Source organism: Kosakonia sp. Marseille-Q7440 (assembly GCF_965119485.1).
In genome coordinates this window covers 2,783,040-2,799,337 of the sequence record NZ_CBCPLT010000001.1, presented here as the reverse complement: position 1 = coordinate 2,799,337, position 16,298 = coordinate 2,783,040, and the positions used below count along the sequence as shown (strand labels likewise).

Sequence of the window (16,298 nt, the reverse complement as noted above, 5' to 3'; positions counted from 1 at the left end):
AATGAATAAATTTGCGCCTTTAAGCCCGAAGGTCGTCTCGCTATTGCATGGCGCGGACTATAACCCGGAGCAGTGGGAAAACTATCCCGGTATTATCGATAGCGATATTGCCATGATGCAGCAGGCAAAATGTAATGTGATGTCGGTCGGGATATTTAGCTGGTCGAAACTCGAGCCGCAGGAGGGGGTATTTAATTTCGCCTGGCTCGATGAGGTGATTGAGAAATTATATGCCGCCGGTATCCATATATTTCTCGCTACGCCGAGCGGTGCGCGTCCGGCGTGGATGTCGCAAAAATACCCGCAAGTGTTGCGCGTCGGGCGCGATCGCGTGCCCGCGCTGCATGGTGGTCGCCACAACCACTGCATGAGCTCGCCGGTCTACCGTGAAAAGACGCTGAAGATCAACACACTGCTGGCGGAGCGTTACGGGCAGCATCCGGCGGTGCTCGGCTGGCACATCTCCAACGAGTATGGCGGCGAGTGCCACTGCGATTTATGTCAGCAGAAGTTCCGCGACTGGCTAAAGGCGCGCTATCAGACGCTGGAGGCGCTGAACCACGCGTGGTGGAGCGACTTCTGGAGCCACACCTACAGCGACTGGTCGCAAATTGAGTCCCCTGCGCCGCAGGGCGAAGTCTCCATTCATGGCCTTAATCTCGACTGGCGACGCTTTAACACCGCCCAGGTAACCGATTTCTGCCGCCATGAAGTCGCCCCGCTGAAGGCCGCCAACGCGGCGCTGCCGGTGACCACCAACTTTATGGAGTACTTCTACGATTACGACTACTGGCAGCTTGCCGAGGCGATCGACTTTATCTCCTGGGACAGCTACCCGATGTGGCACCGCGATAAAGATGAAACCCAGCTCGCCTGCTACACCGCCATGTATCACGACATGATGCGCACGCTGAAAGGCGGCAAGCCCTTCGTGCTGATGGAGTCGACGCCAAGCGTCACCAACTGGCAGCCAACCAGCAAGCTGAAAAAGCCGGGTATGCATATTCTCTCCTCTTTGCAGGCGGTGGCGCACGGCGCCGATTCGGTGCAGTACTTCCAGTGGCGCAAAAGCCGTGGCTCGGTGGAGAAGTTCCACGGTGCGGTGATTGATCACGTCGGCCATCTTGATACCCGCGTTGGCCGTGAAGTCTCCGCCCTCGGCGAGATGCTCAGCAAGCTGACGCCGGTCATGGGCTGTCGCACCGAGGCGCGGGTGGCGATTATCTTCGACCAGCAGAACCGCTGGGCGCTGGATGATGCGCAGGGGCCGCGCAACAAAGGCATGGAGTATGAGAAGACGGTGAACGAACACTACCGACCCTTCTGGGAGAAGGGCGTGGCGGTGGATGTGATTAATGCCGATGCCGATCTCAGCCGCTACCATCTGGTGATCGCCCCGATGCTCTATATGGTGCGCGACGGCTTCGCTGAACGCGCCGAGAGTTTTGTCGCCAGCGGCGGTCATCTGGTCACGTCCTACTGGAGCGGCGTGGTCAATGAGAGCGATCTCTGCCATCTGGGCGGTTTCCCCGGCCCGCTGCGCAACCTGCTTGGCATCTGGGCAGAGGAGATCGACTGCCTCGACGACCATGAACGAAACCTGGTGCAGGGGCTGGCGGGCAACGAGGCGGGCTTACAGGGGCCGTATCAGGTGCGCCATCTCTGCGAGCTGATTCAGCTCGAGGGCGCGCAGCCGCTGGCAACCTACCGGGATGATTTCTATGCCGGTCGTCCGGCGGTCACGGTCAACGCCTTCGGCAAGGGCAAAGCCTGGCATGTCGCCTCGCGTAACGATCTCGCCTTCCAGCGGGACTTCTTCGCTAATCTCATCGACACACTATCGCTGCCGCGTGCGCTTAACGTTGAGCTGCCGCCGGGTGTGGTGGCGACCGCGCGGGAAGATGGTGAACAGGCGTTTGTTTTTATTCAGAACTTTACCGCGCAGCAGCAGAGCATCACGCTGCCGCCGGGTTATCACGACTGCCTGAGCGAGGCCGCCGTCAGCGGTGCGCTGGCGCTCAAACCCTGGAACTGCCGCGTCGTTCGCCGCGACGCCTAAGCCCGCTCTGTACGCCTGCCCATCCGGGCAGGCGTTTTTTTATCTGCTGATTACGGAGACCTGCAATGGTAAGCCTTAAATCCTTCCTGCATTACTTCTCTGAGGCCAAACCGGCCACCCCGCTCAGTGAGGCCGAGGTGTTGAAAATTGAGCGACTGGCCGCGGCGTTTGGCGGTGAGGCAAATATTGAACAGATTGATGCCTGTCTGACACGCCTGCGCGTCACGGTAAAAGAGTTAACCCGGGTCGATTCTCAGGCGCTACAGGATGAGGGGGCGCTGGGCGTGATTATTCTCGGCCAACAGGTACATGCTATTTTTGGCAAGCAGTCTGACGCGCTGCGTAAATTACTCGATGAGCGTTTCTCTTCCCGTTAGTAATAAAAAAGGGATACTCGGAAGAGTATCCCAAATAAACAATAACGAACGCAGTGGCAATATAAGCCTGCAAGTCTCAGAGATAACGAATGAGGTTAATTAGATACGCTTTTTAAAACGGTAAATATAACGGCTATTTACCACCAGGCTTCCACCTGCACACCAAAGTTCCAGGTATTATTTTTGGTGCCATCTTCAAAGGATTTACCATCTTCAGAGTCATTTAAATAAGAGGCGAAGAGGCGCAGCTCCGGACGCGACATAAAATCGGCACCGTCAGCAAGACCCAGCGCGACAGTGTACTTCTCGCCGCTCTGCTTATAGTTGGTGCCGTTTTTGTAGTTATCCTTCTGGTAAAAGCCGCCCACTTCACCAATCAGACGCACATATTCGGTGAACTGATACTGCGCACGACCAACCAGCGACACCAGACGGGATTTGTCGGTAAACGCAGTGGTATCTTCGGCCGCGCCGTAGGTCAACACATGGTTAAAGGAGAAGCGGTCGGTGATCGGGATAAGCCCGGTGTTGATGACGCGATAGCCGGTAGCGTCGTTGACATAGTTCCACATGTCATACCAGCCGCCGCCCTGCGACACCATATTCTGCGCCAGCCCTTTGTTGGCGTACTGCAACACCAGCTTGTTGTAGCCGCCGAGCATATCCTGACTGATTTCACCGGTCAGCATCACGCCATCATCCGCGTCGTACAGCCCGCCGTAAGCCTTCTGCTTTTTGGTTGGATTCGGCATGGCGTAATCAATGCCAAACTCCGTCCACGCGCCCGCCCACGGTTTCCAGCCGGCATAACGCAGGTCGAGATAGTTAATATTGACGTCATTGTCGTTATCAACGCGGTAATCCACGTCATTGGCATCGCCACGGATCCACGCAAAAGAGACGGCGCCCGGCCCGAAGGTGTAATTTTCGATCCCCGCGCCGGAGCCGGAGATATTCCAGTATTTGGTATCGATAATGTGCAGATCGTGGCGCTGATAGTAGCGTTTACCGCCCCAGATCACCGCGTTGGGATCGTTTGGGATCAGCCCTTTGATCTGCAGGTTCAGCTGGCGTAAGCCGAACTGCGCATCGTCGCCGATGGTGGTCTCGTTATCGTTGGAGCCATCGGAGACCATGCTGACCATGCTGTCGAGGTAAAAGCTGACGTCATCTTTTTTGTAGACTTCCGAGCCCAGCTCGAGCTCGCCGTAGGTATCGGATTCATTGCCCAGACGACCAATCTTATTTTTCTGCCACTCCACCTGGCCGCCATCGCCCGACACGCCCACGCCGCCGCGCAGGTAGCCGTGAAAATCGATGGGTACCGAGGTGGCCGCCATCAGCGAGGTTGAGGTCAGCGCAGCGGCTAACGCGAGAGAGAGTGTGCGTAGTGGAGTCTTCATCGTGTTCCTCTTATTGTTTTGTATTACGTTCACATAATCGCAGTCATAAAATGCTTAATTGTAAAAACAGGCAAACTTATGATCTGAAATGTGTGATTAAGTGCAAATAAATTAGCGATTTTTGTTACAGGTGGAGAATTCGTTCACATTTATGCGTATTGTGAGCGTGATACTTATTGGCGGCTAAAGCGGCGAGGAAATGAGCGGTGAGCGTTTTTTTTGATCTGCCCTGTTACAATTGGCGCATAACAACATAAGGAACCGGACCATGAAGTCTAAAAGCGCGACGTTGGAAGACGTTGCCCGCCATGCGGGTGTCTCCTATCAGACCGTGTCCAGGGTACTCAATAAATCTGCCAATGTATCCGAAGCCACGCGTCTCAAGGTTGAGAAAGCGATAGAGTTGCTGCGTTATGTGCCGAACCGGCTGGCGCAACAGCTGGTGGGTAAGCAGAGTCAGACCCTTGGGTTGGTCACCACTTCGCTGGCGCTGCATGCCCCCTCTCAGGTGGCGGCGGCGGTAAAACGCTATGCCAATCTCGACGGCTACCAGGTGCTAATCTCAATGATTGATGAGAACGTCAATCATGATATCCAGTCGGCGATCAACGAACTGAAGTCGCAGCTGGTCGATAAGGTGATCATTAACGTGCCGCTGGAGACCGATGAAGCCCAGCGCATTGCGGCTGACAATGATGATATTGTTTGCCTGTTCCTCGACGTTGACCCTTACAGCTCGGTGTTTAATGTTTCGTTCAACCCGGCGGACGGTACACGTGCGAGCGTCAAACATCTTTATGATTTAGGGCACCGCGATATCGCGCTGTTGGCGGGGCCTGAAAGCTCCGTTTCGGCAAAGCTGCGGCTAAAAAGCTGGGTTGACACCCTTGATAGCTACGGCCTGAAACCAGTGAAAGTATTCCACGGTAACTGGGATGCGCAGAGCGGTTACGCAGGCGCACTGCAGATGCTGCGCGAAACGCCGAATTTTACCGCCGTTCTGGTCGGGAATGACCAGATGGCGCTCGGCGTGCTGAGCGCGTTTCATCAACATCAGATCGCCATCCCCGGCGAGAAATCGGTGATCGGTTACGATGACACCTATGAAAGCTCCTTCTTCCATCCGTCGTTAACCACCGTTTCTCTGGATCTCGATTTGCAGGGCAAAGAGGCGGTGCGTCGTCTGCTCGACAGCGGCCACGGCGATGCCGCCCGTAGTTCATCCGTACTCCCTGCGCGGCTGATTGTGCGTCACTCTACCGGCGCATTGCAGGAGCAGAGCGCGAACCTGCAAGAGATAGCCCAACAGTTGCAGGTTATTGCGCATAAGTTGATGAAATAACAGGGAAAGCTAATTGGTTTTTTCAGAAAAAGCATATCTAGGCGTGGTCAGATTTTAGTGATATTTAGAGGGAAATAACGTAAGCCAGGGAGGCAAACCCTTGATGTCCGATACGACCACGCAACGCAAAAAAAAGATCACCCCCACGCCGCACGATGCGGCATTCAAACAGTTTTTGACCAACCCGACGACGGCCAGGGATTTTATAGAACTGCATCTGCCTGCACATTTACTGGCACTCTGCGATTTACGAACGCTCAGGCTGGAGTCGGGAAGTTTCGTCGAAGAGAACCTGCGGGCTTATTACAGCGACGTGCTCTACAGCCTGAAAACACGCGCGGGGGAGGGGTATATTCATGTGCTGATTGAGCACCAATCCACCCCCGATCGCCATATGGCCTTTAGGTTACTGCGGTACGCGATTGCCGCGATGCAGAGACACCTTGATGCCGGGCATAAATCGCTACCGTTAGTTATCCCCCTGCTTTTTTATACCGGCAAGCGCACCCCTTATCCGTGGTCAACGAACTGGTTAGAGCTGTTTGTCAGCCCGGCAACGGCGCAAGAGCTCTATAGCAGTAGCTTTCCGCTCGTTGATGTCTCGGTGATCCCGGATAACGAAATAATGAATCACCGCAGCATGGCGGCGCTGACGCTGTTACAAAAACATATCCATCAGCGCGACTTAAGCGAAATTCTTGACCGGCTCGCAACGCTGTTGGTGAACGAACACATCACACGACAGCAATTAGCTTCGCTGATAAACTACCTGGTGTACGCTGGCGAGACAGCAGATGCGCACGCCTTTGTACGTGAACTGGCGCTAAAGGCACCACAGCATGAGGACCAATTGATGACAATTGCACAGCAGCTTGAACAAAGAGGTATTGAAAAAGGTCTCGCAAAAGGCATTGAACAAGGAATTGAACAGGGCATTGAGCGAGGAATCGAACAAGGCATTGAACTCGGCGAGCAGCGCGGTATCGAGAAGGGACGCAAAGAAGAGGCGTTCCGCATCGCACGGACGATGCTGCAAAACGGCCTCGATCGCAGCACGGTGATGAGCATGACCGGGCTTACCGAAGCAGAACTGGCGCAGATTCGCCACTGAGTGCACGGGCAAATACGCATTTACACGTGACGCTGCCAGCATTAAGCTACTGAACGGTTTCACCACAATTTATTGATGTTATGACTCGGGGTGCCCTTCTACGTGAAGGCTGAGAAATACCCGTACCACCTGATCTGGATAATGCCAGCGTAGGGAAGTCAGATGCCTGCCCGGCATCCCTTCTTCACGCCGGGCAGGAGCAAAAAAGATGCAACCTGACCTGCTTGATCCTGTGCACTCTGCACACGCGTTACAGCAACTCCGCACACTCTCTCCCCTTGTTCACTGTATGACGAATGACGTCGTACAAACCTTTACCGCTAATGTGCTGCTCTCGCTCGGCGCATCGCCAGCTATGGTCATTGATAGCGAAGAGGCGCAGCAGTTCAGCGCTATCGCCGATGCCTTACTTATCAATGTCGGCACCCTGACGCGCGAACGCGCTGAAGCAATGCACGCCGCAATTGAGAGCGCCAACCGCGCGCAAACCCCCTGGACGCTCGACCCGGTTGCCGTTGGCGCACTCGCCTTTCGCACTGGTTTCTGCCAACAACTCCTCTCTCTTCGACCGGCCGCCATCCGCGGCAACGCTTCTGAAATCCTCGCCCTGGCCGGTATGCCAGGCGGCGGGCGCGGCGTCGACACCACCGATAGCGCACTGGCGGCGCTGCCCGCGGCGCAGCAACTGGCGCAACAGACCGGCGCGGTGGTCGCAGTCACTGGTGAGATTGATTACATCACCGATGGTAGAGAAACCCTCAGCGTCAGCGGCGGCGATCCGCTGATGACGCGCGTGGTCGGCACCGGCTGCGCGCTCTCGGCCGTGGTAGCTGCCTGTTGCGCATTGCCCGGCGAGCGACTGCTCAATGTTGCCTCGGCCTGCCGGATCATGAAGCAGGCGGGCAGCCGCGCGGTGAAGCAGAGCGCGGGTCCTGGCAGTTTTGTGCCTGCCTTTCTTGATGCGCTGGCGACGAAAGGGGAGGAATTGTAATGAAACGGATTAATGCCTTAACCATTGCCGGCACCGACCCGAGCGGCGGGGCGGGGATCCAGGCGGATTTAAAAACGTTCTCGGCGCTGGGGGCTTATGGCTGTTCGGTGATCACCGCGCTGGTGGCGCAAAATACCCGTGGCGTGCAGTCGGTGTACCGCATCGAGCCCGATTTTGTTGCCGCCCAGCTGGGCTCCGTGCTGAGCGATGTGCGCATCGACACCACCAAAATCGGCATGCTGGCGGAAACCGATATTGTCGAAGCGGTGGCAGAGCGTCTGCGCCATTACCAGGTGCGCAATGTGGTGCTGGATACGGTAATGCTGGCGAAAAGCGGCGATCCGCTGTTATCCCCTGCGGCGGTCGCCGCCCTACGCCAGCATTTACTGCCGCAGGTTTCCCTTATCACGCCCAATCTGCCGGAAGCGGCGGCGCTGTTAGATGCGCCTCATGCGCGCAGCGAGCGCGAGATGCATGAGCAGGGCAAAGCTTTGTTAGCGCTCGGTTGTGAAGCAGTGTTGATGAAGGGCGGTCATCTGGAGGACGCCGAAAGCCCCGACTGGCTCTTCACCCGCGATGGCGCGCAGCGCTTCACTACCGCGCGGATTTTGACAAAAAACACCCACGGCACAGGCTGCACGCTCTCGGCGGCGCTGGCGGCGCTACGACCGCGCCATACCGGCTGGGCTGAAACGGTTGCAGAGGCGAAAAAGTGGCTGACCGCTGCGCTGGCACAGGCCGATACGCTTGAAGTGGGCGAGGGGATCGGGCCGGTGCACCACTTCCATCAGTGGTGGTAAATCAGAAACCGAAACGTGCCAGCAGAATAAGCTGAAAAAATGCCGGGTGGTGGACATTCTGACGCCAGAGTACCAGGCTTAGTTTGCCCATCGCCAGGCAAGGTGGGTAAGGACAATCCAATTCGCGAAGCGCAAGCTTACGGGAGCATTGTAATGACTGATATTGTGCAGTTACTTGGCAAAGACGCCGACAGCCTTCTGCAACACCGTTGCATGACCATTCCTGCCGACCAGCTCTATCTGCCCGGACACGACTACGTCGACCGCGTGATGATCGACAACAACCGCCCGCCTGCGGTGTTGCGAAACATGCAGACCCTCTACAACCACGGGCGGCTGGCAGGCACGGGGTACCTCTCTATTTTGCCGGTCGATCAGGGGATTGAGCACTCGGCGGGTGCGTCGTTTGCTGCCAATCCGCTCTACTTTGATCCGAAAAATATCGTCGAGCTGGCAATTGAAGCGGGCTGTAACTGTGTGGCATCCACTTACGGCGTGCTGGCCTCGGTCTCCCGCCGTTATGCCCACCGCATTCCGTTCCTCGTGAAACTCAACCATAACGAAACCCTCAGCTACCCGACCACTTATGATCAGACCTACTACGCCAGCGTCGAGCAGGCATTCAATATGGGTGCGGTAGCGGTCGGCGCGACTATCTACTTTGGTTCGCCGGAATCCCGCCGCCAGATTGAAGAGATCTCCACCGCCTTTGAGCGTGCTCACGAACTGGGCATGGTGACGGTGCTGTGGGCTTATCTGCGCAACTCCGCGTTTAAGAAAGATGGCGTCGATTACCATGTTTCAGCGGATCTCACCGGCCAGGCGAACCACATTGCCGCCACCATTGGCGCGGATATCGTGAAGCAGAAGATGGCGGAGAATAACGGCGGCTATAATGCGGTGAAATTCGGCTATACCGATGAGCGCGTCTACAGCAAGCTCACCAGCGACAACCCGATCGATCTGGTGCGCTACCAGTTAGCCAACTGCTATATGGGTCGTGCCGGGCTTATCAACTCTGGTGGTGCCTCCGGCGGCGAGGCGGATCTCACCGAGGCGGTACGCACGGCGGTGATCAACAAACGTGCCGGTGGCATGGGGCTGATCCTCGGGCGTAAAGCGTTCAAGAAAACGATGGCCGACGGCGTGAAGCTGATTAATGCCGTACAGGATGTCTATCTCGACGAGAAGATCACCATCGCCTGATCTCCGTTGTTGCCCCTTTCCGCCAGGAAGGGGGCTTTCTCTCTCCTTCGCGTCTTTCCCCTACGGACTCCGATCACATTTCCGTAACCTTTTGTGAAAAGTGTCACGCATCCTTGTGCGCATGCCCAAAAAATGGTCGCTGCTTAGCGCTATTTGTCCGAGGATGTGACCAGGTTTTGTGCATATATTTTGTTCTGAAACAGCTTTTCAAAACTCAAGGATACGGAATGAAAATTGAATCTGTAAACGTCACCGTCTTTCAGCACCCCACGCGACGGGTCTCTGACAGCGCCGGGCACTCCCATCCGGGGCCGGAGACGCAGGCGAAGATGGCGATGTTAACCATCACCGCAGACGACGGCACTACCGGTTATTCATTCGCGCCGCCGGAAGTGGTGCGCCCGTTCGTACTCACCGCATTTTTCCGCAAAGTGATGGTCGGTCAGGATCCCTTTAACCGCGAGCGCATCTGGCAGGATCTGGTCCACTGGCAGCGCGGCAGCGCGCATCAGCTGACCGAGCGCGCGCTCTCATTTGTTGAGCAGGCGCTGTGGGATTTGATTGGTCGCAAGCTCAATATGCCGGTCTATAAACTGCTCGGCGGCTACCGCGATAAGGTCCCGGCGTACGGCAGCACCATGTGCGGCGACGATCTCGAGGGCGGTCTCTCCACGCCGGAAGAGTACGCGGCTTTTGCCGAAACGCTGGTGGCGCGCGGCTATAAGGCTATCAAGCTGCACACCTGGATGCCGCCGGTGAAGTTCGCGCCAAACCCGAAAATGGATATCAAAGCCTGCGCTGCGGTGCGTGAAGCGGTCGGGCCGGATATCGATCTGATGATCGATGGCTACCACTGGTACAGCCGCACCGAAGCGCTGTGGATTGGCAAAGAGCTGGAGAAGCTGAACTTCGCCTGGTTTGAAGAGCCGATGGAGGAGGAGAGCATGTCCTCTTACGCCTGGCTGGCGGAGAACTTATCGATTCCGATTATCGGCCCGGAGAGCCTGGGCGGGAAACACCACAGCCGCGCTGACTGGGTAAAAGCGGGGGCCTGCGACATCCTGCGCGCCGGTGCAAACGGCGTGGGCGGCATTTCGCCGACGCTAAAAGTGGCAAACCTCGCCGAATCCTTCGGCATGGATTGCGAAGTGCACGGCAACGGCGCGGCAAGCCTTGCGGTCATCGGTGCGATCCGCAACTGCCGCTGGTATGAGCGCGGCCTGCTGCACCCGTTCCTCGACTACGACCAGCCCGCCGCTTATCTCAACAGCATCGTCGACCCGATGGATGACGAGGGCTTTGTGCATCTGCCGCAGCGTCCGGGACTCGGGGAAGATATCAACTTTGCCTTTATCGAAGCCAACACCGTCAGCCACGACTGAACAATAAAAAATGCCCGGAAGCACGGACTTTCGGGACGCGTGGGCCGGTTTGTGTGCTTGTCACCACCGGCAAAACGTACCCTACAGGCGACAGATAGATGAAAAAAACCTCCCTCGCGGGCGCGTGCGTACTCGCGCTCTCGTTGATGGTGGGCAGCGGCGCGGCAGAGGCAAAAACGCCGCCCGATCAGCTCATCATCGGCATGAACATGAACAACCTGCTGACCCTCGATCCGGCGGCGATGACCGGGAACGAAGTGGTCGGTATTGTCGTCAATCTCTACGACTCGCTGGTGGAACTGGACGCTAACGAGCTGACCAACGTGAAACCGGCGCTGGCGAAAAGCTGGACTATCGATCCGGATGGTAAAAGCCTGACCTTTCATCTGCGCGACGACGTGAAATTTCACTCCGGCAACCCCTTAACCGCAGAGGATGTGGTCTGGTCGATGCGCAGGCTTTTGCACCTTAACCTTGCGCAGGCCTCGGTGTGGAAATCCTATGGTTTCAGCAAAAAGAATATCGACCAGCAGATCAGCGCCCCGGATGCCTACACGGTAAAAATCACCCTGCCAAAAGCCAACGATCCGCAACTGGTGCTCTACTCGCTTGGCGCGCTGGGCAACCTCGGCGTGCTCGACAGCAAAACCGTGCAGGCTCATGTGGTGAATAACGACTGGGGCAACCGCTGGCTGACCACCAATGAAGCCGGCTCCGGGCCGTTTATGCTGGAGATCTGGCAGGCGAAAGATGTGCTGCGCATGAAGCGTAACCCGCACTACTGGCGCGAAGAGCCGAAGTTGAGCCGTGTGGTGCTGCGCCATTTTCAGGAGTCGCAAACCCTGCGTCTGATGCTGGCGAAAGGCGATCTCGATATTGCCAATAACATGGCAGTATCGGATATCAACGCGCTGCGAAAAGACCCGAATGTTACCGTAGAGGCGGTGCAGAAGGGCACGGTCTACTACGTGGCGATGAGCATGAAAGAGCCGCATTTCGCCAATGCAAAAGTGCGCGAAGCGGTGCGCTACCTGATTGATTACCAGGGCATCAATAACGCGCTGATGCCGGGCTACGGCGTGCTGCATCAGCGGCCGATTAAAGCGGGAATGCCGTCGACGCTGCCGGACCCCGGCTACCGGCTCGATATTCCGCGCGCCAAAAAGCTGCTGGCGGAAGCGGGCTACCCGCAGGGCTTTGACACCACGCTGCGTGTGCTGGCGGATCAGCCATTTCTCAACATCGCCATTGCCGTGCAGTCGACGCTGATGCAGGCCGGGATCAACGCCAAAATTATTACCGGCACCGGCAACCAGATCTACGGCGCGATGCGCGAGCGCAAGTTCGACATGCTGGTCGGGCGCGGCGGCAGCGGCGTTGAGCCGCACCCGCACTCCAGCCTGCGCGCGCTGGTTTATAACCCCGATAACAGCGACGAAGCCCGGCTAACTAACTTCCAGGGCTGGCGCACCAGCTTCTACGATAAACAGCTCAATGAGATGATCGACCAGGCGCTGCTGGAGCGCGATCCGAACAAACAGAAGGCGGATTATCAGCAAATTCAGGTGCGTTATGACCAACTGATCCCGGCGCTGATCCCGCTGTCGCAAATGGTCGATTCGGTAGTGGTGCGCAATGAGGTGAAAAACTTCCAGTCGCATCCATCGGCAACCACCTTTCTGCGTGAGGTCTACAAACGCGACGGCGCTGAAGGAGAGAAACCATGAGTATGCTACTGCTTGCCCCCGGCTCGCGGGCCCGGCGGGTGTCGACGCGCCTCACCCAGGTGGCGATCACCCTGTTCGGATTGTTGCTGCTGACTTTCTTTATTGGCCGCGTGATGCCGGTCGATCCGGTGCTGGCGATTGTCGGTCCCGATGCCGATCACAGCACCTATCAGCAGGTTTACCACCAGCTCGGCTTTGATCAGTCTCTGATGACGCAGTTCGGCATCTACCTTAACAACCTGCTGCACGGCAATCTGGGCAATGCGCTGTTGACCGGCAAACCGGTGCTGGACGATATTCTGCGCGTCTTCCCGGCAACGCTGGAGCTGGCGACCTTCGCCATTATTGTCGGTGCTGGCCTGGGCATTCCTCTTGGTGTGCTGGCGGCGGCACGGCGCAACAGCGTGGCCGATTACGTGGTACGCATCATCAGCCTGGCCGGTTACTCAACGCCGATTTTCTGGGTCGGCATGATGGGGCTGCTGCTGTTTTACGCCTGGCTCGGCTGGGTGGGCGGTGCCGGGCGGCTCGATCTGGGGCTTGATGGCCTGGTGCCGCGTCGCACCGGCTTGATTACCGTTGATGCGCTGCTGGCGGGCAATGGCCAGGTGTTCTGGAACGCGCTCAATCACCTGGTGCTGCCCGCCTCGCTGCTCGGCTTTCACTCGCTCGCCTACATCAGCCGCATGACGCGCAGCTTTATGCTGGCGCAGCTTTCGCAGGAGTTCATCATCACTGCGCGGGTGAAAGGGCTGACCGAGCGGCAGGTGATCTGGAATCACGCCTTCCGAAATATTCTTGTTCAGCTGTTAACGGTGGTGGCGCTGGCCTACGGCTCGCTGCTGGAAGGGGCGGTGTTGATTGAAACGGTCTTCTCCTGGCCCGGTTTCGGCTCCTATCTCACCGGCAGCCTGCTGCTCGGCGATATGAATGCGGTGATGGGCTGTGTGCTGCTGGTAGGGGTGATCTTCGTGCTGCTGAACCTGCTCTCCGACATGCTTTATCAACTCTTTGATCCGAGGACGAAATCATGACGGTCTCATTTGATTCGCCTGTGTCAGCCGCCCGCCGCGAGCGCAGCCAGCGCATCAGGCGTGGCTTTGGGCGCACGGCGGGGTTTATTGGCAAAATGGCGCGCAACCCGCTCACCGCTATCGGCGGCAGTATTATCCTGCTGCTGTTGATTGTGGCGATCTTCGCGCCGCTGATTGCCCCTTACCACCCGCTGGTGATGGATCTCAACAATGCCCTGAGCGCGCCGAGTGCCGCCCACTGGTTCGGCACCGATGAGTTCGGGCGCGATATCTTCAGCCGGCTGGTCTATGGCTCGCGCATTACGCTCTATATCGTGCTGCTGGTTTCTGTCACCGTCGGCCCGCTCGGCCTGCTGCTCGGCGTTACCGCTGGTTACTTTGGCGGCAAAGTCGATATGGTGCTGATGCGCGTCACCGATATCTTTATCTCCTTTCCGAGCCTGGTGCTGGCGCTGGCGTTTGTCGCCGCCCTCGGCCCCGGCCTTGAGCATGTGGTGATCGCCATCACGCTCACCGCCTGGCCGCCAATTGCACGGCTGGCGCGGGCGGAAACTCTATCGCTGCGCCAGGCGGATTTTATCTCAGCGGTGCGGTTGCAGGGCGCTTCGCCAGTGCGGGTGCTGTGGCGGCACATTGTGCCGCTCTGCCTGCCGTCGGTGATTATCCGTATCACCATGAATATGGCGGGCATCATTCTGACCGCCGCCGGGCTGGGTTTTCTCGGCCTCGGCGCGCAGCCGCCGGATCCGGAGTGGGGCGCGATGATCTCCAGCGGGCGCACCTACATGATGGAGTGCTGGTGGGTAGTGACCATTCCGGGGCTGGCGATTTTGATCAACAGCCTGGCGTTCAACTTCTTAGGAGACGGCTTACGTGACATCCTCGATCCCCGTAGCGAATAACTCGCCGCTTCTCGATGTGCGCAACCTGCACGTCGATTTCGTCAACGCAGGTGCGGTCACCCACGCGGTACGCGGCGTCTCTTTTACGCTTGGTCAGGAGAAGCTGGCGATTGTTGGCGAATCCGGCTCCGGTAAATCCACCGTCGGGCGCGCGCTGCTGCGCCTGCACCCGGCGAAAGCGCGGATCACCGCCGAGCGTATGCAGTTTGGCGATATCGATCTGCAACAGGTTACCGAGGCGCAGATGCGCCAGGTGCGCGGCAAACGTATCTCGATGATTATGCAGGACCCGAAGTACTCCCTGAACCCGGTGGTGTGCGTCGGCGATCAGATTGCCGAAGCCTGGCTGACTCACCATCCGGGGCAGAAAAAAGCGGCGAAAGCCAAAGTGCTGGAGATGCTCGATGTGGTGCGTATTCGCCAGCCGGAGCGGGTCTATCACCTCTATCCTCACGAGATTTCCGGCGGACAGGGGCAGCGCATTATGATCGCCATGATGCTGATCACCGACCCGGAACTGGTGATTGCCGATGAACCGACCTCCGCGCTCGATGTGTCGGTGCGTTTGCAGGTGCTGGGGCTGCTGGACGATCTGGTTAAATCGCGCGGGCTGGGGCTGATTTTTATCAGCCACGATATCAACCTGGTGCGCAGCTTCTGCGATCGCGTACTGGTGATGTACGCCGGGCGCGTGGTGGAGTCGATTGCCGCCAAAGATCTCGATAACGCGCAGCATCCCTATACGCAGGGGTTAATCCACGCCCTGCCAGAGATCCACAACCGCCGACCGGTGCTGCCTGTGTTGCAGCGCCAGGCCAGCTGGCTGGGCGAGTGAGGAGAGCCATATGATTACTGTAAATCACCTGAACCTGGCATTTGGCGACGGGGAGAAGCGCAACCAGGTGCTGAGCGATGTGACGTTTGCCGTGCAGCCGGGGGAGATTTATGGCCTGGTGGGCGAGTCGGGATCGGGCAAAACCACGGTGCTGAAGTGCCTGGCGGGGCTGTTTACCCACTGGCAGGGCGAGCTGGCGATTAACGACCAGCGGCTGGAGAAGCGCCTCAGCCGGCCGCGCTGTCGGCTGGTGCAGATGGTGTTTCAGGACCCTTATGGTTCGCTGCATCCGCGCCACACCATCGGCGATATTCTCGAAGAGCCGCTGCAAATCCACGGCATTAACGATCGCGATCGGCGCATCAACACACTGCTGGATAAAGTTGGCTTAAGCCGCGCTTTTCGCGAGCGCTATCCGCATCAGCTCTCCGGCGGACAGCGGCAGCGCGTGGCGATTGCCCGGGCGCTGATTCTGGAGCCGCGCGTGCTGCTGCTTGATGAGCCGACCTCGGCGCTGGATGTCTCGGTGCAGGCGGAGATCCTCAACCTGCTGGCGGCGCTGCATCAGGAGTCGCAGTTAACCTATTTGATGGTGACGCACGATTTGGGGGTGATTGCCCATCTCTGCCAGAAGGTGGCGGTGATGCAGCATGGCAAGATCCTTGAAACCTTAACGGTGGATGCGCTGGTTAGCGGCGCGGCGCAAACGGATTATACGCGGATGCTGGTGAATGCCAGCCAGCAATATAGCCGCGAGATGGCACGCGAGGTAGCGGCGTATTGATCACCGGTATATAGCCGCTGGAACAGCGTAGGCCTGATAAGCGTAGCGCCATCAGGCATTGGCGGCGGCATGTTGCCTTGGTGGAAGGGTTCCGTTCACCAGGCGTGCGGCGGAATATTTTTATCACCGGTGCGGTGAACGGGACAAGGGAAGCGGCCGCGCTCCCCTTGTCAATCCCCGCGGCCCCGCGAGGAAATCGGTGCTGCGCACTGCGCTCACCTCCCGCGTGCCTGACTGCGGCCGGCTCGACTCGACATCCTGTCTCGGTTCGCCTCTGTCCGCCATCCATGGCGTCCAGACCTTGTCATTCACGCTTCGGTTCGCCGATTTCAGCGGGGACACAAC

Annotated in this window: 14 protein-coding genes and 1 riboswitch; of the genes, 13 read left to right on the top strand and 1 reads right to left on the bottom strand. The window is 57.9% G+C overall.

Going from position 1 to position 16,298, the window contains the following annotated elements:
• The first annotated feature begins 1 nt into the window (after position 1).
• A complete protein-coding gene (locus ACWPW2_RS13120) occupies positions 2-2,059 on the top strand; it encodes a beta-galactosidase (RefSeq protein ID WP_454123401.1) in 2,058 nt (685 codons plus the stop codon).
• 65 nt (positions 2,060-2,124) lie between these two features.
• Positions 2,125-2,436, top strand: coding sequence for a glucose PTS transporter subunit EIIB (locus ACWPW2_RS13115; protein WP_454123399.1), 312 nt, complete (start codon positions 2,125-2,127; stop codon positions 2,434-2,436).
• Positions 2,437-2,573: 137 nt separating this feature from the next.
• Here ACWPW2_RS13115 and ACWPW2_RS13110 read toward each other — a convergent pair whose 3' ends face one another.
• Complete coding sequence (locus ACWPW2_RS13110) at positions 2,574-3,839, bottom strand: maltoporin (RefSeq protein WP_454123397.1); 1,266 nt, start codon at positions 3,837-3,839, stop codon at positions 2,574-2,576.
• Positions 3,840-4,107: 268 nt separating this feature from the next.
• Here ACWPW2_RS13110 and ACWPW2_RS13105 point away from each other — a divergent pair, with 268 nt between their 5' ends.
• The 11 genes from ACWPW2_RS13105 (at position 4,108) to ACWPW2_RS13055 (ending at position 15,953) form a co-directional block, all read left to right on the top strand.
• Positions 4,108-5,181 (top strand): LacI family DNA-binding transcriptional regulator, encoded by a 1,074-nt coding sequence (locus ACWPW2_RS13105; RefSeq protein WP_023478571.1) that lies wholly within the window; start codon positions 4,108-4,110, stop codon positions 5,179-5,181.
• A gap of 103 nt (positions 5,182-5,284) precedes the next feature.
• On the top strand, positions 5,285-6,292 hold the full coding sequence (locus ACWPW2_RS13100; protein ID WP_454123395.1) for an Rpn family recombination-promoting nuclease/putative transposase: 1,008 nt from the start codon (positions 5,285-5,287) through the stop codon (positions 6,290-6,292).
• Positions 6,293-6,368: 76 nt separating this feature from the next.
• Positions 6,369-6,465: riboswitch (TPP riboswitch) on the top strand.
• Between the two features lie 35 nt (positions 6,466-6,500).
• Positions 6,501-7,283 (top strand): hydroxyethylthiazole kinase, encoded by a 783-nt coding sequence (thiM, locus tag ACWPW2_RS13095; protein WP_454123393.1) that lies wholly within the window; start codon positions 6,501-6,503, stop codon positions 7,281-7,283.
• Positions 7,283-8,083, top strand: coding sequence for a bifunctional hydroxymethylpyrimidine kinase/phosphomethylpyrimidine kinase (gene thiD, locus ACWPW2_RS13090; protein ID WP_454123391.1), 801 nt, complete (start codon positions 7,283-7,285; stop codon positions 8,081-8,083). Before thiM ends, thiD begins: the two co-directional genes overlap by 1 nt.
• A gap of 153 nt (positions 8,084-8,236) precedes the next feature.
• Positions 8,237-9,289: a class I fructose-bisphosphate aldolase gene (gene fbaB / locus ACWPW2_RS13085; protein ID WP_023478565.1), complete on the top strand. Its 1,053-nt coding sequence runs from the start codon at positions 8,237-8,239 to the stop codon at positions 9,287-9,289.
• A gap of 227 nt (positions 9,290-9,516) precedes the next feature.
• Entirely contained in the window at positions 9,517-10,671 is a 1,155-nt protein-coding gene (locus ACWPW2_RS13080) for a mandelate racemase family protein (protein WP_289743520.1), read from the top strand.
• Positions 10,672-10,769: 98 nt separating this feature from the next.
• Complete coding sequence (locus ACWPW2_RS13075; RefSeq protein ID WP_454123388.1) at positions 10,770-12,398, top strand: ABC transporter substrate-binding protein; 1,629 nt, start codon at positions 10,770-10,772, stop codon at positions 12,396-12,398.
• On the top strand, positions 12,395-13,432 hold the full coding sequence (locus ACWPW2_RS13070; RefSeq protein WP_023478569.1) for an ABC transporter permease: 1,038 nt from the start codon (positions 12,395-12,397) through the stop codon (positions 13,430-13,432). The genes ACWPW2_RS13075 and ACWPW2_RS13070 overlap by 4 nt, the downstream gene beginning before the upstream one ends.
• The gene (locus tag ACWPW2_RS13065) at positions 13,429-14,334 is read left to right on the top strand and encodes an ABC transporter permease (protein WP_124967850.1); all 906 of its coding nucleotides are present in this window, start codon (positions 13,429-13,431) and stop codon (positions 14,332-14,334) included. The genes ACWPW2_RS13070 and ACWPW2_RS13065 overlap by 4 nt, the downstream gene beginning before the upstream one ends.
• Positions 14,306-15,169, top strand: a complete 864-nt coding sequence (locus tag ACWPW2_RS13060) for an ABC transporter ATP-binding protein (RefSeq protein ID WP_454123385.1) — start codon at positions 14,306-14,308, stop codon at positions 15,167-15,169. The genes ACWPW2_RS13065 and ACWPW2_RS13060 overlap by 29 nt, the downstream gene beginning before the upstream one ends.
• A 10-nt stretch (positions 15,170-15,179) precedes the next feature.
• Complete coding sequence (locus ACWPW2_RS13055) at positions 15,180-15,953, top strand: ABC transporter ATP-binding protein (RefSeq protein ID WP_054804408.1); 774 nt, start codon at positions 15,180-15,182, stop codon at positions 15,951-15,953.
• Positions 15,954-16,298: the final 345 nt, after the last annotated feature.

Coding starts and splice junctions, on each gene's coding strand:
- ACWPW2_RS13120 (WP_454123401.1), top strand. CDS start 2: ATGAATAAATTTGCGCCTTTAAGCCCGAAGGTCGTCTCGCTATTGCAT.
- ACWPW2_RS13115 (WP_454123399.1), top strand. CDS start 2,125: ATGGTAAGCCTTAAATCCTTCCTGCATTACTTCTCTGAGGCCAAACCG.
- ACWPW2_RS13110 (WP_454123397.1), bottom strand. CDS start 3,839: ATGAAGACTCCACTACGCACACTCTCTCTCGCGTTAGCCGCTGCGCTG.
- ACWPW2_RS13105 (WP_023478571.1), top strand. CDS start 4,108: ATGAAGTCTAAAAGCGCGACGTTGGAAGACGTTGCCCGCCATGCGGGT.
- ACWPW2_RS13100 (WP_454123395.1), top strand. CDS start 5,285: ATGTCCGATACGACCACGCAACGCAAAAAAAAGATCACCCCCACGCCG.
- thiM (WP_454123393.1), top strand. CDS start 6,501: ATGCAACCTGACCTGCTTGATCCTGTGCACTCTGCACACGCGTTACAG.
- thiD (WP_454123391.1), top strand. CDS start 7,283: ATGAAACGGATTAATGCCTTAACCATTGCCGGCACCGACCCGAGCGGC.
- fbaB (WP_023478565.1), top strand. CDS start 8,237: ATGACTGATATTGTGCAGTTACTTGGCAAAGACGCCGACAGCCTTCTG.
- ACWPW2_RS13080 (WP_289743520.1), top strand. CDS start 9,517: ATGAAAATTGAATCTGTAAACGTCACCGTCTTTCAGCACCCCACGCGA.
- ACWPW2_RS13075 (WP_454123388.1), top strand. CDS start 10,770: ATGAAAAAAACCTCCCTCGCGGGCGCGTGCGTACTCGCGCTCTCGTTG.
- ACWPW2_RS13070 (WP_023478569.1), top strand. CDS start 12,395: ATGAGTATGCTACTGCTTGCCCCCGGCTCGCGGGCCCGGCGGGTGTCG.
- ACWPW2_RS13065 (WP_124967850.1), top strand. CDS start 13,429: ATGACGGTCTCATTTGATTCGCCTGTGTCAGCCGCCCGCCGCGAGCGC.
- ACWPW2_RS13055 (WP_054804408.1), top strand. CDS start 15,180: ATGATTACTGTAAATCACCTGAACCTGGCATTTGGCGACGGGGAGAAG.